The sequence below is a fragment of the Seonamhaeicola aphaedonensis genome (assembly GCF_003386195.1).
GTDB classification, from domain to species: Bacteria; Bacteroidota; Bacteroidia; order Flavobacteriales; family Flavobacteriaceae; genus Seonamhaeicola; species Seonamhaeicola aphaedonensis.
Window position 1 is genome coordinate 16548 of the sequence record NZ_QRDX01000009.1, and the last position, 18295, is coordinate 34842.

At 35.4% G+C, this 18295-nt stretch carries 19 protein-coding genes; 11 read left to right on the top strand and 8 right to left on the bottom strand.

Features of this window, described 5'->3' with window-relative positions:
• Genes DFQ02_RS13550 through DFQ02_RS13570 form a run of 5 tightly spaced genes read right to left on the bottom strand, consistent with a single transcriptional unit; the run spans window position 1 to window position 4971 of the window.
• The gene (locus DFQ02_RS13550; protein WP_116524990.1) at window positions 1–1086 is read right to left on the bottom strand and encodes a 4Fe-4S dicluster domain-containing protein; all 1086 of its coding nucleotides are present in this window, start codon (window positions 1084–1086) and stop codon (window positions 1–3) included.
• 2 nt (window positions 1087–1088) lie between these two features.
• Window positions 1089–1712 (bottom strand): cytochrome c3 family protein, encoded by a 624-nt coding sequence (locus DFQ02_RS13555; RefSeq protein ID WP_116524991.1) that lies wholly within the window; start codon window positions 1710–1712, stop codon window positions 1089–1091.
• A complete protein-coding gene (locus tag DFQ02_RS13560) occupies window positions 1705–2400 on the bottom strand; it encodes a nitrate reductase cytochrome c-type subunit (protein ID WP_116524992.1) in 696 nt (231 codons plus the stop codon). The genes DFQ02_RS13555 and DFQ02_RS13560 overlap by 8 nt, the downstream gene beginning before the upstream one ends.
• 3 nt (window positions 2401–2403) lie before the next feature.
• Window positions 2404–4728, bottom strand: coding sequence for a molybdopterin-dependent oxidoreductase (locus DFQ02_RS13565; protein WP_116524993.1), 2325 nt, complete (start codon window positions 4726–4728; stop codon window positions 2404–2406).
• Window positions 4729–4731: 3 nt separating this feature from the next.
• Window positions 4732–4971 carry a hypothetical protein gene (locus DFQ02_RS13570; protein WP_116524994.1) on the bottom strand — a complete coding sequence of 80 codons (240 nt, stop codon included), beginning with the start codon at window positions 4969–4971 and terminating at the stop codon, window positions 4732–4734.
• A 122-nt stretch (window positions 4972–5093) separates the two neighbouring features.
• Between DFQ02_RS13570 and DFQ02_RS13575 the strand changes: the two genes are divergently transcribed.
• From DFQ02_RS13575 to moaA, 11 genes are all read left to right on the top strand, one after another.
• Window positions 5094–6272, top strand: a complete 1179-nt coding sequence (locus DFQ02_RS13575) for a molybdopterin molybdotransferase MoeA (RefSeq protein ID WP_116524995.1) — start codon at window positions 5094–5096, stop codon at window positions 6270–6272.
• An 11-nt stretch (window positions 6273–6283) separates the two neighbouring features.
• Window positions 6284–6622 carry a winged helix-turn-helix domain-containing protein gene (locus DFQ02_RS13580; RefSeq protein ID WP_116524996.1) on the top strand — a complete coding sequence of 113 codons (339 nt, stop codon included), beginning with the start codon at window positions 6284–6286 and terminating at the stop codon, window positions 6620–6622.
• A gap of 45 nt (window positions 6623–6667) precedes the next feature.
• Window positions 6668–7021, top strand: a complete 354-nt coding sequence (locus tag DFQ02_RS13585) for a four helix bundle protein (RefSeq protein WP_116524997.1) — start codon at window positions 6668–6670, stop codon at window positions 7019–7021.
• Window positions 7022–7069: 48 nt separating this feature from the next.
• Complete coding sequence (locus DFQ02_RS13590) at window positions 7070–7810, top strand: sulfite exporter TauE/SafE family protein (RefSeq protein WP_116524998.1); 741 nt, start codon at window positions 7070–7072, stop codon at window positions 7808–7810.
• A 1-nt stretch (window position 7811) separates the two neighbouring features.
• Window positions 7812–8396 carry a molybdenum cofactor guanylyltransferase gene (gene mobA, locus DFQ02_RS13595; RefSeq protein WP_116524999.1) on the top strand — a complete coding sequence of 195 codons (585 nt, stop codon included), beginning with the start codon at window positions 7812–7814 and terminating at the stop codon, window positions 8394–8396.
• Window positions 8380–8613 carry a MoaD/ThiS family protein gene (locus tag DFQ02_RS13600; RefSeq protein ID WP_116525000.1) on the top strand — a complete coding sequence of 78 codons (234 nt, stop codon included), beginning with the start codon at window positions 8380–8382 and terminating at the stop codon, window positions 8611–8613. Before mobA ends, DFQ02_RS13600 begins: the two co-directional genes overlap by 17 nt.
• Window positions 8614–8617: 4 nt before the next feature.
• A complete protein-coding gene (moeB, locus tag DFQ02_RS13605; RefSeq protein WP_116525001.1) occupies window positions 8618–9712 on the top strand; it encodes a HesA/MoeB/ThiF family protein in 1095 nt (364 codons plus the stop codon).
• Window positions 9702–10145 (top strand): molybdenum cofactor biosynthesis protein MoaE, encoded by a 444-nt coding sequence (locus tag DFQ02_RS13610; RefSeq protein ID WP_116525002.1) that lies wholly within the window; start codon window positions 9702–9704, stop codon window positions 10143–10145. Before moeB ends, DFQ02_RS13610 begins: the two co-directional genes overlap by 11 nt.
• 26 nt (window positions 10146–10171) lie before the next feature.
• Window positions 10172–10471, top strand: coding sequence for a four helix bundle protein (locus DFQ02_RS13615; protein ID WP_116525087.1), 300 nt, complete (start codon window positions 10172–10174; stop codon window positions 10469–10471).
• Between the two features lie 72 nt (window positions 10472–10543).
• The gene (moaCB, locus tag DFQ02_RS13620) at window positions 10544–11455 is read left to right on the top strand and encodes a bifunctional molybdenum cofactor biosynthesis protein MoaC/MoaB (protein WP_116525003.1); all 912 of its coding nucleotides are present in this window, start codon (window positions 10544–10546) and stop codon (window positions 11453–11455) included.
• A gap of 88 nt (window positions 11456–11543) precedes the next feature.
• Complete coding sequence (gene moaA, locus DFQ02_RS13625) at window positions 11544–12542, top strand: GTP 3',8-cyclase MoaA (RefSeq protein WP_116525004.1); 999 nt, start codon at window positions 11544–11546, stop codon at window positions 12540–12542.
• A 3-nt stretch (window positions 12543–12545) separates the two neighbouring features.
• On the opposite strand, the gene DFQ02_RS13630 is transcribed toward moaA, so the two are convergent.
• From DFQ02_RS13630 to DFQ02_RS13640, 3 genes are all read right to left on the bottom strand, one after another.
• Window positions 12546–12917: an Hsp20/alpha crystallin family protein gene (locus DFQ02_RS13630; RefSeq protein WP_116525005.1), complete on the bottom strand. Its 372-nt coding sequence runs from the start codon at window positions 12915–12917 to the stop codon at window positions 12546–12548.
• A gap of 208 nt (window positions 12918–13125) precedes the next feature.
• A complete protein-coding gene (locus DFQ02_RS13635; protein ID WP_116525006.1) occupies window positions 13126–14562 on the bottom strand; it encodes a rubredoxin in 1437 nt (478 codons plus the stop codon).
• Complete coding sequence (locus tag DFQ02_RS13640; protein ID WP_116525007.1) at window positions 14562–18083, bottom strand: nitrate reductase; 3522 nt, start codon at window positions 18081–18083, stop codon at window positions 14562–14564. The genes DFQ02_RS13635 and DFQ02_RS13640 overlap by 1 nt, the downstream gene beginning before the upstream one ends.
• Between the last annotated feature and the right edge of the window lie 212 nt (window positions 18084–18295).

The following is an 18295-nucleotide window of genomic DNA, read 5'->3' on the forward strand; positions in this document are numbered from 1 at the left end:
TTAGTCCATAAAATACCAAAACTTAGGCTCGGTTCCTAGGTCTTCTCTTAATCTAAATACTTTCTTGTTTTCCAATACCCATCTAATGGTACTGTTTGGGTCTAGTAAATTTCCGAAGATACGAGCACCCGTTGGGCAAGCCTCTACACAGGCTGGATTTTTTCCTGCTCTAGAACGCTGAACACAGAATGTACATTTCTCCATAACCCCTTTTTTACGAAGGCGATTACCTAAGTAATGCTGATTCTTATTGATTTCTTCTTCTGGCACCTCTGGTTTACTCCAATTAAAACGGCGTCCGTCATATGGACAGGCAGCCATACAGTACCTACAACCTACACACCAGTCATAATCCACAACAACTAATCCATCATCTTCGCGCCATGTGGCTTGGACTGGACATACATTTACGCATGGTGGATTATCACAATGGAAACACTGTGTTCCCATATAAAAATGGCCCTCAGCAGGTACTTCGTGATAGTAATTATCATCAGACTCGTTGAAGTTGAAGCCATTTCCATCTTTCATTTCATGAATACGGATATACTGCATCTGCGAATTTCTGTCTTGGTTATTCTCCTCAACACAAGCACTCACACAATCCATATAACCCTGACACTTGGAAATATTGAAAGCATAACCAAATAGTACATTTTCTTCAGCATTTTTAGAAGACATACTTATGGTCTTTCCAGTTCGTAATTGATACGAACGTACCAACCTATCAACTGTGGCTTTCTTTTCTTCATCGGTCATTAACTTGTAGTTCCCTTTAAACTGCTCTTCCCAATCTATTTGGGCTTTTTCCTTGCTTTCATCATCAGAAAACATACTACAAGATGTACTTACCGCCCCTGCTCCAATAGCTAAACTTGCGGCTAATTGTTTAAATGCGGAGCGACGGTTCATTTTTACATCGAACACTTGTTCAAAACCGTCTTTTCTTTCTTCTATATGTTTTATTTCCTCATGGTCATGTCCACCACAACCACCAGATTGTTTACCACAACTGCAACTACTCGAAGTTTCTTGGTTCTTGCGACCAATATTTAAGGAAAACCATTTTTTGTTATCACTGCTCATACCTATTCTCTTTCTTTTATTATTTGTGTGTTAAACCGTGCAGGCCATCTCGTCTCAAAATGAGGTTTGTGTGGATTATGACAATTCACACAAGTCATGGACGCTCTTGGTGGTGCCCAACCTCCAATACGTTTCCCATGTGCACCACCTTTCCAATCTTCAAATTGCTTGGTATGACATTGGTTACACAAATTATAACTGTTATTAAAATCGATACTGTTACCTGTTAAACTTTTAAGGTTATTCATATCATTTCCATCGTGGCAAGTAACACAATTCATGGTATTTTCATTGGCATGGTGCAACTTAATATCCCAATGCGCTTTCTTACCATCTTTACTTTGTAGTTGCGATAATGGTTTAGAATGACACTCTGTACAAGCAAATGATTTAATTTGACTCTTTCTTTCAGGAATTAAAAAACTATGCTCTCCTTCAGTAATCTCAATGGTTTCAACACCTTCTAAATAGGGCTCTGAAGACAAGGATGTACCATGATAATTCTCGCTTTTAGCTTTGATTTTGTCTGTTACTCCGTGGTACTCTCCATCACCATGTTTACATGAAAAAAACAATAGCACTATAAACGAAATACAAACGACTCTATGTATACTATGGTTATTCATTGCTAATTGCTCTTTTAAAGGTTCCTATATCGGTCATTTCTTTATTATTCGGAACATGACATTGTCTACAATTGATGCGCTCTGGATGCGTTACCCTAATTTCCTTCGGCGCACTTGGTCCGGCATGACAGGACAAACAATTTTCGTGCATCTGAATTTGATGCGGAATAATTGGTGGGCTTCCAGCCAAGGCATTATTAATTCCTGCTTTGGGTGCAACAACACTTCTATGCTCAAAAGGCCTAAATACCCCACTCGCATTTGTTGGCACATGACATTGCCTACAATTAACCAATTCCGGATGCGGCACTACAGGCGCGTAAGCATTAAATTTTTCAGTAAAACCACCATTTTCATGGCATTTCAAACAAGTATTTGCCCCAATAGTCATTTCATCTTTTATAGGATGCGGAATACTTGGTGGTGCCCCGTGATAAGCTCTGTTATCATAATAATGTTTCAAAGATCTTTGATGATTTTCATCTACGGGCATATTAGCGTAATCCAACGCATGTTCAGACCGCTCAAAAACCCCTTTCTCTGATGGAATAATAGAAGACACTTCTGTACTTCTTTCAAAAGGAATATAAGCTTCTTCTTTTCCAATTTGATAGCTAAAATTCCAAACAGCGATAAACGCAATAAATAGAATAATAAATAATGAAATGATACCCAGTCGTTTTTTCATAACCTATGCCTTTTCTATTTTAACAGCGCATTTTTTAAAGTCAGGTTCTTTTGAAATTGGGCAAAAAGCATCCAAAGTCACATCATTAATCAGCATGTTTTCATCAAAGAATGGTACAAAAACCTGTCCTTGTGTTGGTAACCCCCTTTCGTTTATAGAAGCTGGTAATACACAAGATCCGCGTCTTGAAGATACTTTTACCTTTTCTCCATTTCTTATACCTAGAGCTTTAGCATCTTTTGGATGAAACTCTACATAACTATGAGGCATAGCTTTGTGTAAAACAGATATTCTACGTGTCATAGAACCCGTATGCCAGTGCTCTATGACACGACCTGTATTTAACCAGAACGGATACTCTTCATCTGGTGATTCTGCAGCTGGTTCATAAGGACGCTGCCAGATTACTGCCTTTCCATCAGGTTTTCCGTAGAAATGAAAATCTTCTCCGTTACTACAAGCAGGATCAAACTTTGCATTAAATCGCCATTGCGTTGATTTCCCATCTACATATGGCCAAATTACTCCAGACTCTTTTTTCAGAACTTCTAGTGGAGCCATACCATGTTTTTTACCTTCATGGAACTGACGGTATTCGTTGTATATCTCTTCTACGTGGTTTTCTTCAGAATAAGGAAACAAATCACCATAGCCCATACGTTTAGCAACTTGAATGGTCATCCACGCATCTGGTGTGGTTTCTCCTGGACCTTCAATCATTTTATCCCAGTGTTGTGTACGGCGTTCTGAATTTCCATATAAACCAGATTTTTCAATATGCCATGATGCTGGTAAAATTACATCAGCCACATCTGTTGTTGGTGTTGGGAACACATCAGAAACAACCACAAAGCAAGAATCTTTTTCCATTCCAGGACGGAATCTACTAGTTCTAGGGAGAGACACTAATGGATTGACTACCTGAGTCCATATGAATTTAATATCGCCTCTATCTACCGCTCTAAACATTTCAGTAGTATGATAGGTTGGTTTAGCAGGAATTCTTTCTACCGGCACTTTCCAAATTTTTGCAGCTAATTCTCTATGCTCAGGATTCATTACCACACCTTTTGGTAATTTATGCGTAAAAGTACCCACCTCGCGAGCCGTTCCACAAGCAGAAGGTTGCCCCGTTAAAGAAAAAGGACCATTACCTGGTTGTGAAATTTTACCAGTTAATAAGTGGATGTTATAAATAATATTATTCATCCATGTTCCTCTAGTATGTTGGTTGACGCCCATACACCAAAGTGACATTACTTTTTTATTAGGATCCCCAAAAATTGATGCCAAGTACTTAATATCCTTTACAGATACTCTAGAAATTTTTGCTACTTTTTCTGGGGTATAATCCTCTAAAAATGCCTTATACTCCTCAAAATTTATTTTTTCTGGCTTGTCAGTAAAACTATAGTTATCCTCTAAACCGTATCCCATATTAGTAAGACCCTTACTTAAGTTACAGTGCTTTTCTACAAAAGTTTTATTTACCCAGCCATTTTTTATTATTTCATAACAAATAGCATTACCAACTGCTAAATCGGTTTGAGGTTCGAAAAGAATGGATTTATCGGAAGCTGCACTGGAACGAGATGTTCTTGTTGCAAAGTCTATTATTTTAGAGCCTCTTTTATTTTTTTGCTCTAACATTCTTGAGAATAATACCGGATGCATTTCTGCCATATTATTTCCCCAAGTCACATAGTAATCGGCATAATCAAAATCTTCATAACACCCCATAGGTTCATCCGCCCCAAAAGTTGTTAAAAAACCAGCGACAGCACTTGCCATACATAAACGGGCATTACAATCTAAATTATTAGTACCTATAGCTCCTTTCATTAATTTTGACGCTACATAACCTTCAGGAATTGTAGATTGCCCAGACGTATACATAGCTACAGAATCTTTACCATGTTTTTCTATGGTTTCTTTCATTTTACTCGCTACTAAATCCAGAGCCTCATTTAATGGTGTTTTAACATAAGTCCCATTCTTTTTCACCAAAGCATGTTCTAATCTGTCTTTAGCTTGAATACACATTGTTTGATGATATCCTTTTACACAAAGCAATCCTTTATTAACTGAAGAATTTGGATCACCTTTTACGGCTACTGCTTTACCATTTTCAACACCAACCAAAATACCGCAACCCACACCGCAAAAACGACAAGGTCCTTTTTTCCAATCTAAATTTCCGCTAGGAATTCCAGCCTCTTGTTCCTTTGCAAAAACAATACCTGGAAACATGGTGGCCGCTGCAGTCATCGCTGCCGCTGCTGCCATTTTTTTAATAAAACTTCTTCTGTTTGTTAAAGAGGTATACATAAGTTAATTGTTTTTTGGTGTGTCAAATCCTGAAACCATTGCCAGTAACTTTAAACTGTCTAGAGCTTCTATCTTTTCTTTTAATTGTTCGTCTTCTTCTTTGTTGTTGGTATCGGTAACGACTATGAGCAAGTCTTTGTTTTCGGCAGGAATCACCTCACAGTTAGAGAGTTGCGAAATTTCATTTATTAATGACTCCTTCTTTCCATCCTGAGGATGAGCTAAATAACTTATTATCGGCATTTTTGAGTTATTATAATTCGGACATAAATATCCTGTTTAATAACAGGAAAAAAACTGACTTTTGTCATGTTTGTTTAAAAAATCTATTCGCTATATTTGCATGGATATAACGAAAAAGAAATATGATTTCTATTGAGGACGCTTTATTTAAAGTAAAAAGAAACGTTAATCCACTTTTAAAAGAAGATGTCAAGGCTATTGAAAAAGCGAATGGATATCATCTTTCTAAAGATGTGATTTCTCCCATTAACATGCCACCTTTTAGGCAATCGGCCATGGATGGTTATGCTTTAAATTTGCACGATGACTTAAACTATAGGTTAATTGATGAAGTGAAAGCCGGTGATGGCCATCAACCCAACCTAAAACCAGGAGAGGCTGTTAGAATCTTTACTGGTGCTCCAGTACCAGACTCAGCCAATGCTATCATGATGCAGGAAAAGGTTATTACCAATAATGATACCATCACTATTGATCATCAAATTAATTTGGAGCAAAATATTCGACCTTTGGGAGAACAAGTGAAGCAAGGTGATATTGCACTAAAAAGAGGCACTAAATTAACACCAGCTGGAATTGGATATTTGACTTCCTTAGGTATTACAAAAGTTTCCGTTTACAAAAAACCTACCCTTGCTATAGTAACAACAGGCAACGAACTTATTGAGCCTGGACAAGAATTACAATACGGTCAGATTTATGAAAGTAACTCTAAAATGTTGCAAAGTGTTTTATATAGTCTGAAGTTTTATGATGTCTCTATTTACAAGGTTGCCGATGATTATCCAAAGACCGTTGATTTACTCAAATCGGTAATTAACAAAAATGATTTGGTGCTTATTACTGGCGGAATATCGGTTGGAGACTATGATTATGTTGGTAAAGCTCTAAACGAATTACAAGTTGAAGAAATATTTTATAAAGTAAATCAAAAACCAGGTAAGCCTTTATTCTTTGGGAAAAAAGCGAATACCTCCATTTTTGCATTACCCGGAAATCCCGCCGCTGCCTTAACCTGTTTTTATGTTTACGTTTATATCGCGCTACAGAATATGATGGATAGAACTGATACAGAATTACCCAGAATTCAGGCAACATCCCTTTCAAAATTCGTGAAAAGAGGAGATAGACCTCAGTTTTTAAAGGCGATTTATAATAATGGTAATGTAGAACTTTTAGAAGGACAAAACTCTTCTATGTTACAGACTTTTGCTTTGTCAAATGCTTTGGTTTTCGTTCCTGCTGAAATATCTGAAGTTAATATTGGTGATGCATTAGAAACTATTGTTTTACCAGTTTAAAGAACAAGCCCATGAGTTACAAAATTAAAAGCCGTATTTGGATTGAATCTGATAACAATGTTTTATTAGGCGAAGGACGCGTTCATTTACTAAAGGCCATACAAGAAACTGGTTCCTTGTCTAAAGCAGCAAAATCGCTAAATATATCCTATAAGAAAGCATGGCAATTATTAGATTCTGTAAACAAATCGGCTAAAAAACCAGTCACCATTAATAGTATTGGAGGCAAAGGTGGTGGCGGTGCTGAATTAACGGAGTATGGACAATCTTTAATAAACGCTTTCGATGAAATTAATAGAAATTGTTGGAAGTTTTTGGATGTCCAACTTCAAAAAATTGAAGAACTATAAGTGTCTAAAGTTTTGAGTACTTAGAGTGCCTAAAATTTACAAAAAATGGATAACAAGGAATTTGCAAAAAAATTAGAATACAGAACGAGGCAATTTGGAATAACCATAATCAAATTATCTTCTTCTTTACCTAATTCAATTGAGGGAAAAGTCATTCGAAATCAAATTGCAAAATCAGGGACAAGTGTTGGCGCAAATTATAGAGAAGCTAATAGATCAAGAAGCAAAAGGGATTTTAAAAATAAAATTCAAATTTCAGAAAGTGAAGCAAGTGAAACTGAATATTGGTTAGAAATCATTAACGATTTGAACTGGTCTAAAAAAGATGTACTTGTACCATTTATAAAAGAGACAAAAGAATTACTTGCAATTTTCACTTCAATAACAAACAAGCTGTAACTTTAAATACTTTAGACACTTTATACACTTTAAGTACTTATAACTTTTATGCTACAAACCGAAAACATATATTATTTTCTACTAATACTACCAATAGTATCGTTTCTATACTCCAGCGTAGGACATGGAGGTGCTAGTGGTTACTTAGCCTTGATGGCATTATTTTCGTTTGCACCAGAGACCATGAAACCCACTGCTCTATTGCTTAATTTGTTTGTAGCGGGCATTTCGTTTTATTACTATTATAAGGAAGGGTATTTTAATAAGAAGTTATTCATATCATTCGCCATTGCTTCCATTCCCCTAGCCTTTTTAGGCGGACGTATTGAAGTAGATGCTTCAATTTATAAAAAGATATTGGCCGTTCTTTTAATATTTGCCATTCTTAAAATGTTAAATGTTTTTGGAAAGGAAAGAAACGCCATAAAACCGGTAAAAATATGGCAAGGGCTTATGGTTGGAGGCGTCATAGGATTCTTTTCTGGATTAATAGGCATTGGTGGTGGCATTATTTTAACACCCATAATTTTATTGCTCCATTGGGGTAAAATGAAAGAAGCTGCCGCTGTTTCTGCTTTATTCATTTGGGTAAATTCGGCTTCTGGTCTAATAGGTCAATTAAGTAGTGGTGTTAAAATAGAAATGGCATCTTTTGTATTGGTGGCTATCGCTTTAATCGGCGGTATTTTAGGCGGCTACTATGGAAGTAAAAAGATTAATAACAAAAACTTAAGATACATATTAGCATTTGTACTAATCATTGCAAGTGCTAAATTAATGTTTACTTAAAATGACCGACAAAAAAGACATAACAGGCATTATTCTAGCCGGGGGTAAAAGCTCCAGAATGGGTTCTGATAAAGGTCTTATTAAACTGAACGATGAAAGCTTTATTGAATATAGCATCAAAGCTATGAAGCCTTTAGTCAATGATATTTTGATTGTTTCGGATAATCCTGATTATGATGTTTTTGGATACAAAAGAATAGAAGACGACATAAAAGATGCTGGTCCCGTAGCAGGTATATGTTCAGGCTTAAACGCCTCAGAAACCGAAAACAACTTAATTCTAAGCTGCGATATTCCATTAATAAAAACAAACATCTTAGAAAAGTTGATTAATTCTAGTGATGAACATTCTGAAATCATTCAAATTGAAAGTAATGGAAAGACCATGCCCTTAATTGCCATGTATAAGAAGCAATGCGCACCAACTTTTTTAAAGGCTTTGAAAAATGATGAACGGCGTTTACGACAAGTTATAAGTACCATGAAAACAAAAAACGTTGTATTGACTATCGAAGAACAAAGCACAACCATGAATGTGAATACACAGGAAGAACTTAAAACTATTGAACATGTATATAACGGTTAAATATTTTGGACAAATAGTTGAAGTAACCAATACTCAAGAAGAGACTATTGAAGTTGCAGGTGGTCATGTCTCGGATTTAGTAGAGGTTCTCAATTCTAAATATGACCAACTAGAGAACAAGGATTTTCAAATAGCACAAAATCAAGAATTAGTTTCATTGGAAACTGAATTGACCGGATTAGAAATTGCATTATTACCTCCTTTTGCAGGCGGATAAAAATATGAGCAGATATAACAGACATATAATTTTATCAGAAATTGGTCCAGAGGGTCAGGATAAGCTCTCCAAAGCCAAAGTATTGGTTATAGGAGCTGGTGGTTTAGGTTGCCCTATATTACAATATTTAACAGCTGCAGGAGTTGGCACTATTGGTATTATTGATTTTGATAAAGTGGAATTATCTAATCTTCAACGCCAAGTGTTGTTTGGAACTTCATCTTTGGGCGAAAATAAAGCAATAGCTGCTAAAAACAGATTAGAAGATTTAAACTCAGATATTGAAATTGAAGCGTATCCTGAAGCGCTTACCTATCAAAATGCACTTGAGTTATTTAACCAATATGATATTATTGTGGATGGTTCCGATAATTTTGAAACCCGTTATTTGGTAAACGATGCTTGTATCATAACAAAAAAACCATTGGTGTTTGGAGCGATTTATAAATTTGAAGGTCAAGTTTCTGTTTTCAATTATAACAACGGACCAAGCTATAGATGCCTATTCCCTAAACCACCTAAAAAAGATGCCGTTCCAAACTGCTCAGAAATTGGTGTTTTAGGAGTGTTACCAGGGATTATAGGAAGTATGCAAGCCAATGAAATTATCAAGTTAATTCTAGGAATTGGTGATGTGTTATCTGGTAAATTTTTATGCTATAATGCCTTATTAAACCAAACATCCACTTTAAAAATTAATAGGAATGATGCTGTTATAAGCGAGGTCCTAAATCGACAATCAACTTTTGGGAAAAGAACGCTCAAAATTAATTGTGAGACCAATGATATTGTTTCTATTCAAGACATAATTAATAATGAGAATATTCAGTTTATTGACATACGTGAGACCCATGAAGCACCGAAAGTTGATGAATTGTCTGTTAAAAACATTCCTCTCAGCTCAATCCAAAACCATTTAGAGCAATTAAATAATGACAAAGCAAAGTACTTTTTTTGTCAGTCCGGAACGCGAAGTAAAAGAGCTGTAGTCTATTTAAAAGAACAAGGCATCATCAACTGTTACAGTATAGAAGAAGGTGCTTTAGAAATAAAAAACTATCTAAAAGAACAATTTAAAGAAAAGACTAATGTCAGATAAAAAACCAAAAAACGCATTTAGACAAGGCGCCATTTCCTCAGATTTTATAGGGAATTCCATTTACAAACACCAAACCAAAACAAGTATTGGTGCTCATAACATTTTCCTAGGTCAAGTAAGAGCCGATGAGATTAATGGAAAAATAGTTTCGGCCATTGAATATACAGCATATGAAGATATGGCAAATCAGAAGTTTCATGATATAAGAGAAGCTGCTTTTGAAAAATTCGAGCTTACCTGTATGCATATATATCATAGTTTGGGCACTGTAAAAGCTGGTGAAATCTGTTTATTCGTTTTTGTGTCTTCACCAAGACGTAAAGTAGTTTTTGAAGCTTTGGAATATATAGTCGAGGCTATTAAAGACGAGGTTCCAGTTTTTGGTAAAGAGATTTTTGAAGACAGTTCTCACCAGTGGAAAGTGAATAATTGATTATTGACAATTTATTATTGATTATTATGAAGGAACAACTCAAAAAAAGTACTAAATTATTTGCTCATGATTGTGTAAAGTTCACTGAATTACTTCCAAGTACTTATTTAGGTAATCATATAAAAGGACAACTAATCAGGTGCTCAACTTCAGTTGTAGCCAATTATAGAGCAACTTGTATGACCCAATCCAAAGCCAGTTTTGTTGCCAATATTAGTATTGTAATAGAAGAAGTGTACGAATCGAACTTTTGGCTTGAATTTGCCCTCGATGAAAACTTAATTCAAAAAGAAAAAGCAGAATATCTACTGAAAGAGTCAAGCTAATTAACTGCCATTTTTGTTGCTTCAAGAAAAACCGCAAATAATAAATAATTAATTGAAAATAATAAATCCGAAATGGTTGATATCACACATAAAAATACAACGCTAAGAACCGCCGTAGCACAAGCTGTAGTTTCAGTAAGCAAACCCGAAACTATAGAGGCCATCAAAAATGACACCGTACCAAAGGGTAACGTCTTTGCCATGAGTAAGGCCGCTGGATTATTAGGCGTTAAACGGACTCCTGACATTTTACCTGATTGTCATCCCTTACCTATTGAATTCACCGGTGTTGAATATGAAATCAACGGACTTGAAATCACCATATTGTTCACGGTAAAAACTATCTACAAAACAGGGGTTGAAGTAGAAGCTATGCATGGTGCTAGTGTTGTTGCGCTCAATATGTATGACATGTTAAAGCCTATTGATAAAGGCATTGAAATACATGCCATCAAAATGCTGAATAAAAAAGGTGGTAAATCCGATTTTAAGGACAATTTTAGAAAAGATTTAAAAGCCGCTGTGGTTGTTTGTTCTGACACTATTTCGGCTGGACATAAAGAAGACAAAGCGGGTAAGGCTATCATTGAAAAACTAAAATCCTGCGATGTTTCCATTGCAGAATATGTTATCATTCCGGATGAAACTGATGCTATTCAAGATAAGGCTAAAACCTATCAGGAACAGAGTATTGATATGGTAATTTATACTGGAGGCACAGGGCTTTCAGGTAGAGATGTGACGCCAGAAGCTTTAATTCCAATTTTAGACCGACGTATCCCGGGAATAGAGGAAGCCATTAGAAATTATGGCCAAGATAGAACACCATATTCTATGTTGTCTAGAAGTGTTGCCGGAACAATAGAAAATACCTTAGTATTAGCATTACCGGGTTCAACAAATGGTGCTAAGGAATCTATGGATGCCATTTTTCCATCGGTATTACACGTTTTTAGGATATTAAAAGGGGCTAGACACGATTAAAACAATCAATGACCTGCAAGGTTTTTGCAATCTGGTAGGTCTAAACTAAAATAAAACATGGCGGGAAGAGATTCCTGCCTTCGCAGGAATGACAAAAATATTACAAGACAAATTTGGTAGAGAACACACCTACCTTCGCATTTCGCTTACCGAAAGATGTAATTTAAGGTGCTCCTATTGTATGCCCGAAGAAGGTGTTCAATTATCTCCTAAAAGTCATATTATGACCTACGAAGAAGTTTACGACATTGCCAAAACTTTTGTAGATAATGGCGTTACAAAAATAAGACTTACAGGAGGCGAACCTTTTGTTAGAAAAGACATTCCGGTAATTCTTGAAAAATTAGCCTCACTTCCTGTAGAATTGTCAATTACTTCCAACGCTGTCATTATTAATAGGTTTATTGATGTTTTAAAAGCTAACCAAATCAAGAAAATCAATGTGAGTTTAGATTCGCTTGATAAGGATAAATTCACACATATTACCCGTAGAAATCAATTTGATAAGGTATATAACAATATTCTACTATTGGTTAAGGAAGGATTTACCGTTAAGGTCAATGCCGTATTGATGAAAGATTTCAACGAAGATGAAATCATAGATTTTATAGAACTCACTAAAGATTTACCTGTATCCATCCGCTTTATAGAGTTTATGCCTTTTGATGGAAATAAGTGGGATCTAAGTAAAATGGTTGCGTATAAAGAAATCTTGGAAAAAGTAAATCAACATTTCCCAAAAGGTACTGTTGAACGCTTACAAGACGCTCCAAACGATACTGCCAAGAACTATAAAATAAAAGGGTACAGAGGAAGTTTTGCTATAATCAGTTCCGTGACTAATCCATTTTGTGATTCTTGTAATAGATTGCGTTTAACCGCTAATGGACATTTAAAAAATTGTTTGTTTTCTGCAACAGAATCTGACTTATTAACTGCACTTCGCGCTAAAAAACCCATTGAACCTATTATTCAAAAGGCAATTCAAGCCAAACTTAAAATGCGTGGTGGGATGGATACTTTAGAAAAATTGCAACAACCAGATTTACATCTAAAGAATCGTAGTATGATTACAATTGGAGGGTAAAGATTACAATTTATATAAAATGAAATACAATGTTTCATTTTCATAATTGACTGTTATGCGCTTTTCTATAGGTTTATTAGGTAGCGGAATTATTCTTTTAAAATAGGCTGAAGGATAACAATAAGAATGTTTTGAACGATTAACCTCATCTGGTAACATACATTTGCTTTTATCAGTAGTTAGAACAAGGTGGTTTCCGCTTATATAAAAATTGAAATCTTCTTTTATGTAACCCGGTATTTTTAGTTCATAATGAAAACCAGAATCCGACTCCTCAACTTTTATTTCATTTTTTAATGATTTAGAATACAAACCAATCTTATTTAGCTGTGTACTTCTTTTTTTATTTTTTCTGCTGGTTATTGAAGATTCCATGTAATGAGGAAAATTAAATAGATGGTAAAAAAGTAATAGAGTAGAATAAAATTCCATCTAGCAGAAGAACTCTTAAATTTACATGAAATATTTGAGCTAGCAAACAAGACCTCCTTGTTTATTTTGTCTTACAATAAAATTTAACGTACTCAGTACATTGCTTTTAAGAAATAGATTTAAATACAAATACCCTAAATAATTTATTTCTCTATGCTTGCCTAATCAAAACCTTTTTTTTAAAACTACTTTTTGGAGCTTCACAAAGTGAACAAGTATAAGTATCTGGTAGATTCTCAAAAGGAGTGTTAGGTAGTACGTCTTGAGTAACATCGCCATAAACTTCACTATAAACGGTTAAACAATCTGAACATTGGTAAACATCTTCTTCACTTAGTTCCTTTTTTATATCCTGCTCTGTTTCTCCTTCTGTTTCATTCCCTAATTGCTCAAAATATAATTTGCTCAACTCCATTAACAAACCAGGAAGCTCCACCTTATCAACATCTTGAACATGCATAATGTATTGTCTGGTGTTGGGGTCAAAATTTTTAGCGTATAACAGATTGTAGGTATCTCGTATGATGAAGTCTCCAATATTTTGAGGTTGCCTATTCTTTTCAATAACAATAGATGTAAAATTATAAGTGTCACTATCATAGCTTGTTATTCCAAAAGTTAATCCATAGGTACTTATATCATTTTGATCAAAGTTTGTAACTAAATACTTTTTTAGGTTTAAAGCTTCTGCATCATTTACTGGAACATGCCAATTCATCTCCAACATGGAGTGCCTTACATTAATTCCATACTTTCCTAAAAGCTTTTCCCATTGCAATCTGTTTTTTTCTGGTATGCCCTTAACAATGAATGATTTCCAAGGGGTAATAGATATTTTTCCTATTTTGTTCTCGGAACACAAGTCACACATAGCTTTTAAAAAGGCTAAATCATAACGGTTATTCCTCCAATACAATCCTAGCCAGTATCTATCTGTACCAATACGATTCATACCCTCGTAATACGGAAAAGGGTAAAACGGAACATCTAGTGGCTTATCTACAGTTCTATTGTTGGTGTCAACAGCATCACTAACAAGCTCAAAAACAGTCTCAACATCTTCAGGTTCTTCAATTAAAATTGCTTCTATTGCCATTTCAATTTTATCCATATCCCAGCTAAAAATTAATGCAGGATACATTATTGTTTTTTTCCATCCTGGAAGCCTTAAATATAAATACCAGTAATCTTCATGTTCAGAAGCAATAAAATTTACATTGCCAGTAAAAAGGGGCACAAGTTTTTGCTTTGGGTCGGTAACATTGATACGAAGTTTTGGCTTGTACTTAAACTGTTCTAAAATATATAAATATTTATCACTGGTGAGCCACGATGTACTTGATAAAATTTCGGCAGAGACATAAGAGGATGCGATATTTTCAACACCATCTCGTTTAGGTTTTACAAACTTAATCTTATCAAACTGATTAAATTTAGCCTCATCAATTTTTTCAGGAAAGATAATGTCCTGTCTAGACCCAAAGGATATCGCATCTAAACCTAAACCTTCGGCGGCTTCACAAATATATTTTAGTTCTCCTGGAGACAAAACACCTCCGTTAATCATTAGTCTATATCGCTCTTCCATTATGCTAACACTTTAGAATTTTGAAGTATTTCTCTAACCTCTGTTTTACAGCTACCACAACCCAAACCAGCTCCTGTTTGTTTACAAAGTTCAGTAAAATCTGTACAGCCTTTTACTATAGCTTCCTCTACATTACCTGCACCTACTTGACTACATGAGCAGATTAGTTTCCCTATAACCGGTTTATCATTAGAAGTTCCCCTAAGTAAGGTATCTCGCTTTTCAGACATTTCAATTTTACTCTCAATCAAGGTCTTAAATTCCGCAAACTCATTTTTATCTCCCATCAAAACAGCTCCAACCAATAAGTCATCTTTTACAATACACTTTTTATAATAGCGTTTTGAAATATCTGTAAATACTACTTCCTCATAACTCGAATCATTTTCAGGCACATTAATATCTCCAATACTGCACAAGTTCAAATCATTGAATTTTAGAATATTCATTAAAACAGAACCATTATAGGCACTACTAATATCTCCAGCGATAAAGTTTGCTAAAATAGTTGCTTGCTCCTCTGCCGCCGATGTGATTCCAAAAAGTTGGTTATTATACTCAGCTATTTCTCCAATTGCGAAAATATCGGGGTGAGAGGATTGTAAATGCTGATTTACAACCACACCACGTCCACATTTAAGGCCACTTTCCTTGGCTATTTCAATGTTTGGGATGGTGCCAATGGCATATACAATAGCATTGGCAGTGAAGAGTTTGCCGCTCTTTAAATTAATATTCAATTCACCAGTGTCTTCATCATCAAAAACTGTACTCACCTCATTATCAAAATAAATTTGAATCCCACGCTCCTGAACATCTAAAGCCAATAATTTACTTGAAATTTTGTCTAACTGACGTTCCATTAAACGTGATCCACGTTGCACAATGGTTACTTTTACATTTTTATGCTTTAAAGCTGCAGCTAATTCTAAACCTAAAAGTCCGCCACCAACAATAGCCACATGTTGTTCTTCAGGAGGTAAACCTGTATCATCTAAATAACTTTTAAATCTATCGGCATCTGATTTATTACGCATAGTAAATCTCCCAGGAAGATCAATTTGAACATCTCTAGGTATGAAAGCTCTACTACCCGTTGCCAAAATTAATTTATCAAATACATGGGTATCACCCTTACTATCTGTTACTACCTTTTCCGTGGAATCTATTTTTGTTATCAATGTTTCTGGATGCAAATGGACATTAAGCTTATCCAACTCTATCTTTTTGATTTTAAGCAGTTGCTCCCATGTTAATTCTTCAGTTACATACTCTGGTAATAACACTCTATTATAAAACAAGTTAGGTTCCTTTGAGAACACATGTATTTCATCCTTTTCATTATACTCCCTATAATTCTGAATAAACCTGAACGAGGCGGCACCAGCGCCTGCTATTAGGATTTTTTCTTTTGGCTTTTCATACTTTTTAACAGATACCCTGGTAAACTTAAAATCGGGTTCTTTAGATATGGGATCTACATGGGTATTAGTTAAGTTATTTGCTCGATTTAAATCGTTTTGCAATTGTTTACCCCAATGCATTGGTAAAAACACCACGCCCTTTTTAATAGATTCTGTGACCTTAGCACGTACGCGTGCTTTTCCGTTTTCCCCTATAATATCAGTAATATCTCCGTCTTTTATTCTATTTAAATAAGCATCAACGGGATTGATTTCTAATACAGGCTTTGGATAATGCGTTTTCAAACGCGACACTTTACCCGTTTTAGTCATAGTGTGCCATTGGTCCCTAATTCGTCCTGTTGTTAATATTAAAGGATAATCAGGATTTGGTTGCACCGATATATTTTCTAAAGTTGTAGCCACATTAAAAATAGCCTTTCTTGAGGGTGTGTAAAATACTTTATCTTGAAATAACCTAGGCGTACCTCCATGTCTATATTCATTTACAGGCCATTGAAAAGTACCCTCACTTTTTAATCTATCATAATTAAGGTAAGATATATCAATATTAGTCCCTTTGGTCATGGAACAATATTCATCATAAATCTCTTCGGTAGAAGCATAATTAAAGCTACGAAAGCCCATACGTTGTGCAAAATCGCAAAATATTTCAACATCTGGTCTAGCTTCACCTGGTGGATCAATTTCTTTAGGCAAATATGAAATTCGACGCTCTGAATTGGTCATGGTGCCTTCCTTTTCTAGCCAACCCGCTGCGGGGAGCAATAAATCTGCAAAAGCCGCCGTATCAGAACGATGTGATATATCCTGAACTACCACAAATTTGGCATTTTTCATGGCTTTTTCAATACGATTGGTATTTGGTAGGCTCACTAGAGGATTGGTACAAGCAATCCATACGGCTTTTAAGTCTCCAGATTCTAAGGCATCAAACATTTCAGTAGCCGTCAACCCTGGTTTCGGGTTGATCTTTTCAACACCCCAAAACTGTGCAACTTCTCTCCTATGTTCTTCGTTCATCAAATCTTTATGAACCGCTAAAAGATTTGCCATGCCTCCTACTTCTCTACCTCCCATGGCATTTGGCTGTCCGGTAAGTGAAAAAGGGCCCGATCCAGGTTTACCAACTTGACCAGTAATAAGTGATAAATTCAAAAGTGCTACATTCTTATTAACCCCTACCATACTTTGGTTGAGCCCCATAGCCCACATACTAATAAAGCCTTTAGATAACCCAATAATGTCTGCAGCTTTTTTGATATCCTTCTCATGGATACCACAAATTTTAGCTGCTTTACTAATTCTAGTATTAAATATTTGTTCTTTATAGGCAGCAAAACCTTCGGTATGATTTTTTATAAAATCCTCGTCTACAAGTCCGCGTTCATACAAGTGTCTACCAATAGCGTTATATAAAACAACATCGGTTCCTGGAAGAATTTGTAAATGCAAGTCGGCAAAACGTGCGGTGTCCGTCTCTCTTGGGTCAACTACTATAATTTGAATATCAGGATTTTCTTCCTTGTGCTTTTCTAATCTTTGAAATAGAATAGGATGACACCATGCAGGGTTAGCACCTGTAATTAAAAAGCTATCTGCTAACTCTATATCAGCATACGAAATCGGGACACTATCCTCTCCAAACGTTTTTTTATACCCCACTACTGCAGAACTCATACACAACCTTGAGTTGGTATCAATATTGTTAGTTCCTAAAAACCCTTTGGTGAGTTTATTGGCTATGTAATATTCTTCGGTTAAACTCTGTCCAGACACATAAAAACCAACGCTATCTGGACCATGCTTTTTTATAATAGATTTAAAAACGTTCGCTGCCCTATCTAAAGCATCATCCCAACTAACACGTTCACGAGGGTGTGATCTGCTCCAACGCATTTCTGGATATAATATCCTATCGGAAGTATCATTAACAACATAATGCAAATTTCTACCCTTAGAACAAAGCATTCCTTTATTTACTGGGTGGTCTATATCACCTTCAACAATAACCTTATCATTACTATCTTTTTTCACGATAATTCCGCAACCTACTCCGCAATACGAACATGTTGTTTTTACCTCACTTTTAATCATTTACAGCAGTGCTTTAATACGAATTAAACCCTTTTTTTATTACGAAACAAGGGTTGATTTCATTATTAATAATCCCTTAAAAAAGACTTCATTTATCATGAAATTGATAAAATTAGACTTCCGAAATTTAAAATTTGGTTTCGGTTAAATATTTTATTGTTATTCCCGATTTACCGAATGAAATCGGTAAATCACTCGGGAATAACCTTCTT

Excerpts from the sequence above, each read along its gene's own strand:
- DFQ02_RS13570 (WP_116524994.1), bottom strand. The coding sequence starts at position 4,971 with ATGCCGATAATAAGTTATTTAGCTCATCCTCAGGATGGAAAGAAGGAG.
- DFQ02_RS13575 (WP_116524995.1), top strand. The coding sequence starts at position 5,094 with ATGATTTCTATTGAGGACGCTTTATTTAAAGTAAAAAGAAACGTTAAT.
- moeB (WP_116525001.1), top strand. The coding sequence starts at position 8,618 with ATGAGCAGATATAACAGACATATAATTTTATCAGAAATTGGTCCAGAG.
- DFQ02_RS13550 (WP_116524990.1), bottom strand. The coding sequence starts at position 1,086 with ATGAGCAGTGATAACAAAAAATGGTTTTCCTTAAATATTGGTCGCAAG.
- moaCB (WP_116525003.1), top strand. The coding sequence starts at position 10,544 with ATGGTTGATATCACACATAAAAATACAACGCTAAGAACCGCCGTAGCA.
- DFQ02_RS13580 (WP_116524996.1), top strand. The coding sequence starts at position 6,284 with ATGAGTTACAAAATTAAAAGCCGTATTTGGATTGAATCTGATAACAAT.
- moaA (WP_116525004.1), top strand. The coding sequence starts at position 11,544 with ATGACAAAAATATTACAAGACAAATTTGGTAGAGAACACACCTACCTT.
- DFQ02_RS13610 (WP_116525002.1), top strand. The coding sequence starts at position 9,702 with ATGTCAGATAAAAAACCAAAAAACGCATTTAGACAAGGCGCCATTTCC.
- DFQ02_RS13590 (WP_116524998.1), top strand. The coding sequence starts at position 7,070 with ATGCTACAAACCGAAAACATATATTATTTTCTACTAATACTACCAATA.
- mobA (WP_116524999.1), top strand. The coding sequence starts at position 7,812 with ATGACCGACAAAAAAGACATAACAGGCATTATTCTAGCCGGGGGTAAA.
- DFQ02_RS13635 (WP_116525006.1), bottom strand. The coding sequence starts at position 14,562 with ATGGAAGAGCGATATAGACTAATGATTAACGGAGGTGTTTTGTCTCCA.
- DFQ02_RS13555 (WP_116524991.1), bottom strand. The coding sequence starts at position 1,712 with ATGAATAACCATAGTATACATAGAGTCGTTTGTATTTCGTTTATAGTG.
- DFQ02_RS13560 (WP_116524992.1), bottom strand. The coding sequence starts at position 2,400 with ATGAAAAAACGACTGGGTATCATTTCATTATTTATTATTCTATTTATT.
- DFQ02_RS13585 (WP_116524997.1), top strand. The coding sequence starts at position 6,668 with ATGGATAACAAGGAATTTGCAAAAAAATTAGAATACAGAACGAGGCAA.
- DFQ02_RS13565 (WP_116524993.1), bottom strand. The coding sequence starts at position 4,728 with ATGTATACCTCTTTAACAAACAGAAGAAGTTTTATTAAAAAAATGGCA.
- DFQ02_RS13615 (WP_116525087.1), top strand. The coding sequence starts at position 10,172 with ATGAAGGAACAACTCAAAAAAAGTACTAAATTATTTGCTCATGATTGT.
- DFQ02_RS13640 (WP_116525007.1), bottom strand. The coding sequence starts at position 18,083 with ATGATTAAAAGTGAGGTAAAAACAACATGTTCGTATTGCGGAGTAGGT.
- DFQ02_RS13630 (WP_116525005.1), bottom strand. The coding sequence starts at position 12,917 with ATGGAATCTTCAATAACCAGCAGAAAAAATAAAAAAAGAAGTACACAG.
- DFQ02_RS13600 (WP_116525000.1), top strand. The coding sequence starts at position 8,380 with ATGTATATAACGGTTAAATATTTTGGACAAATAGTTGAAGTAACCAAT.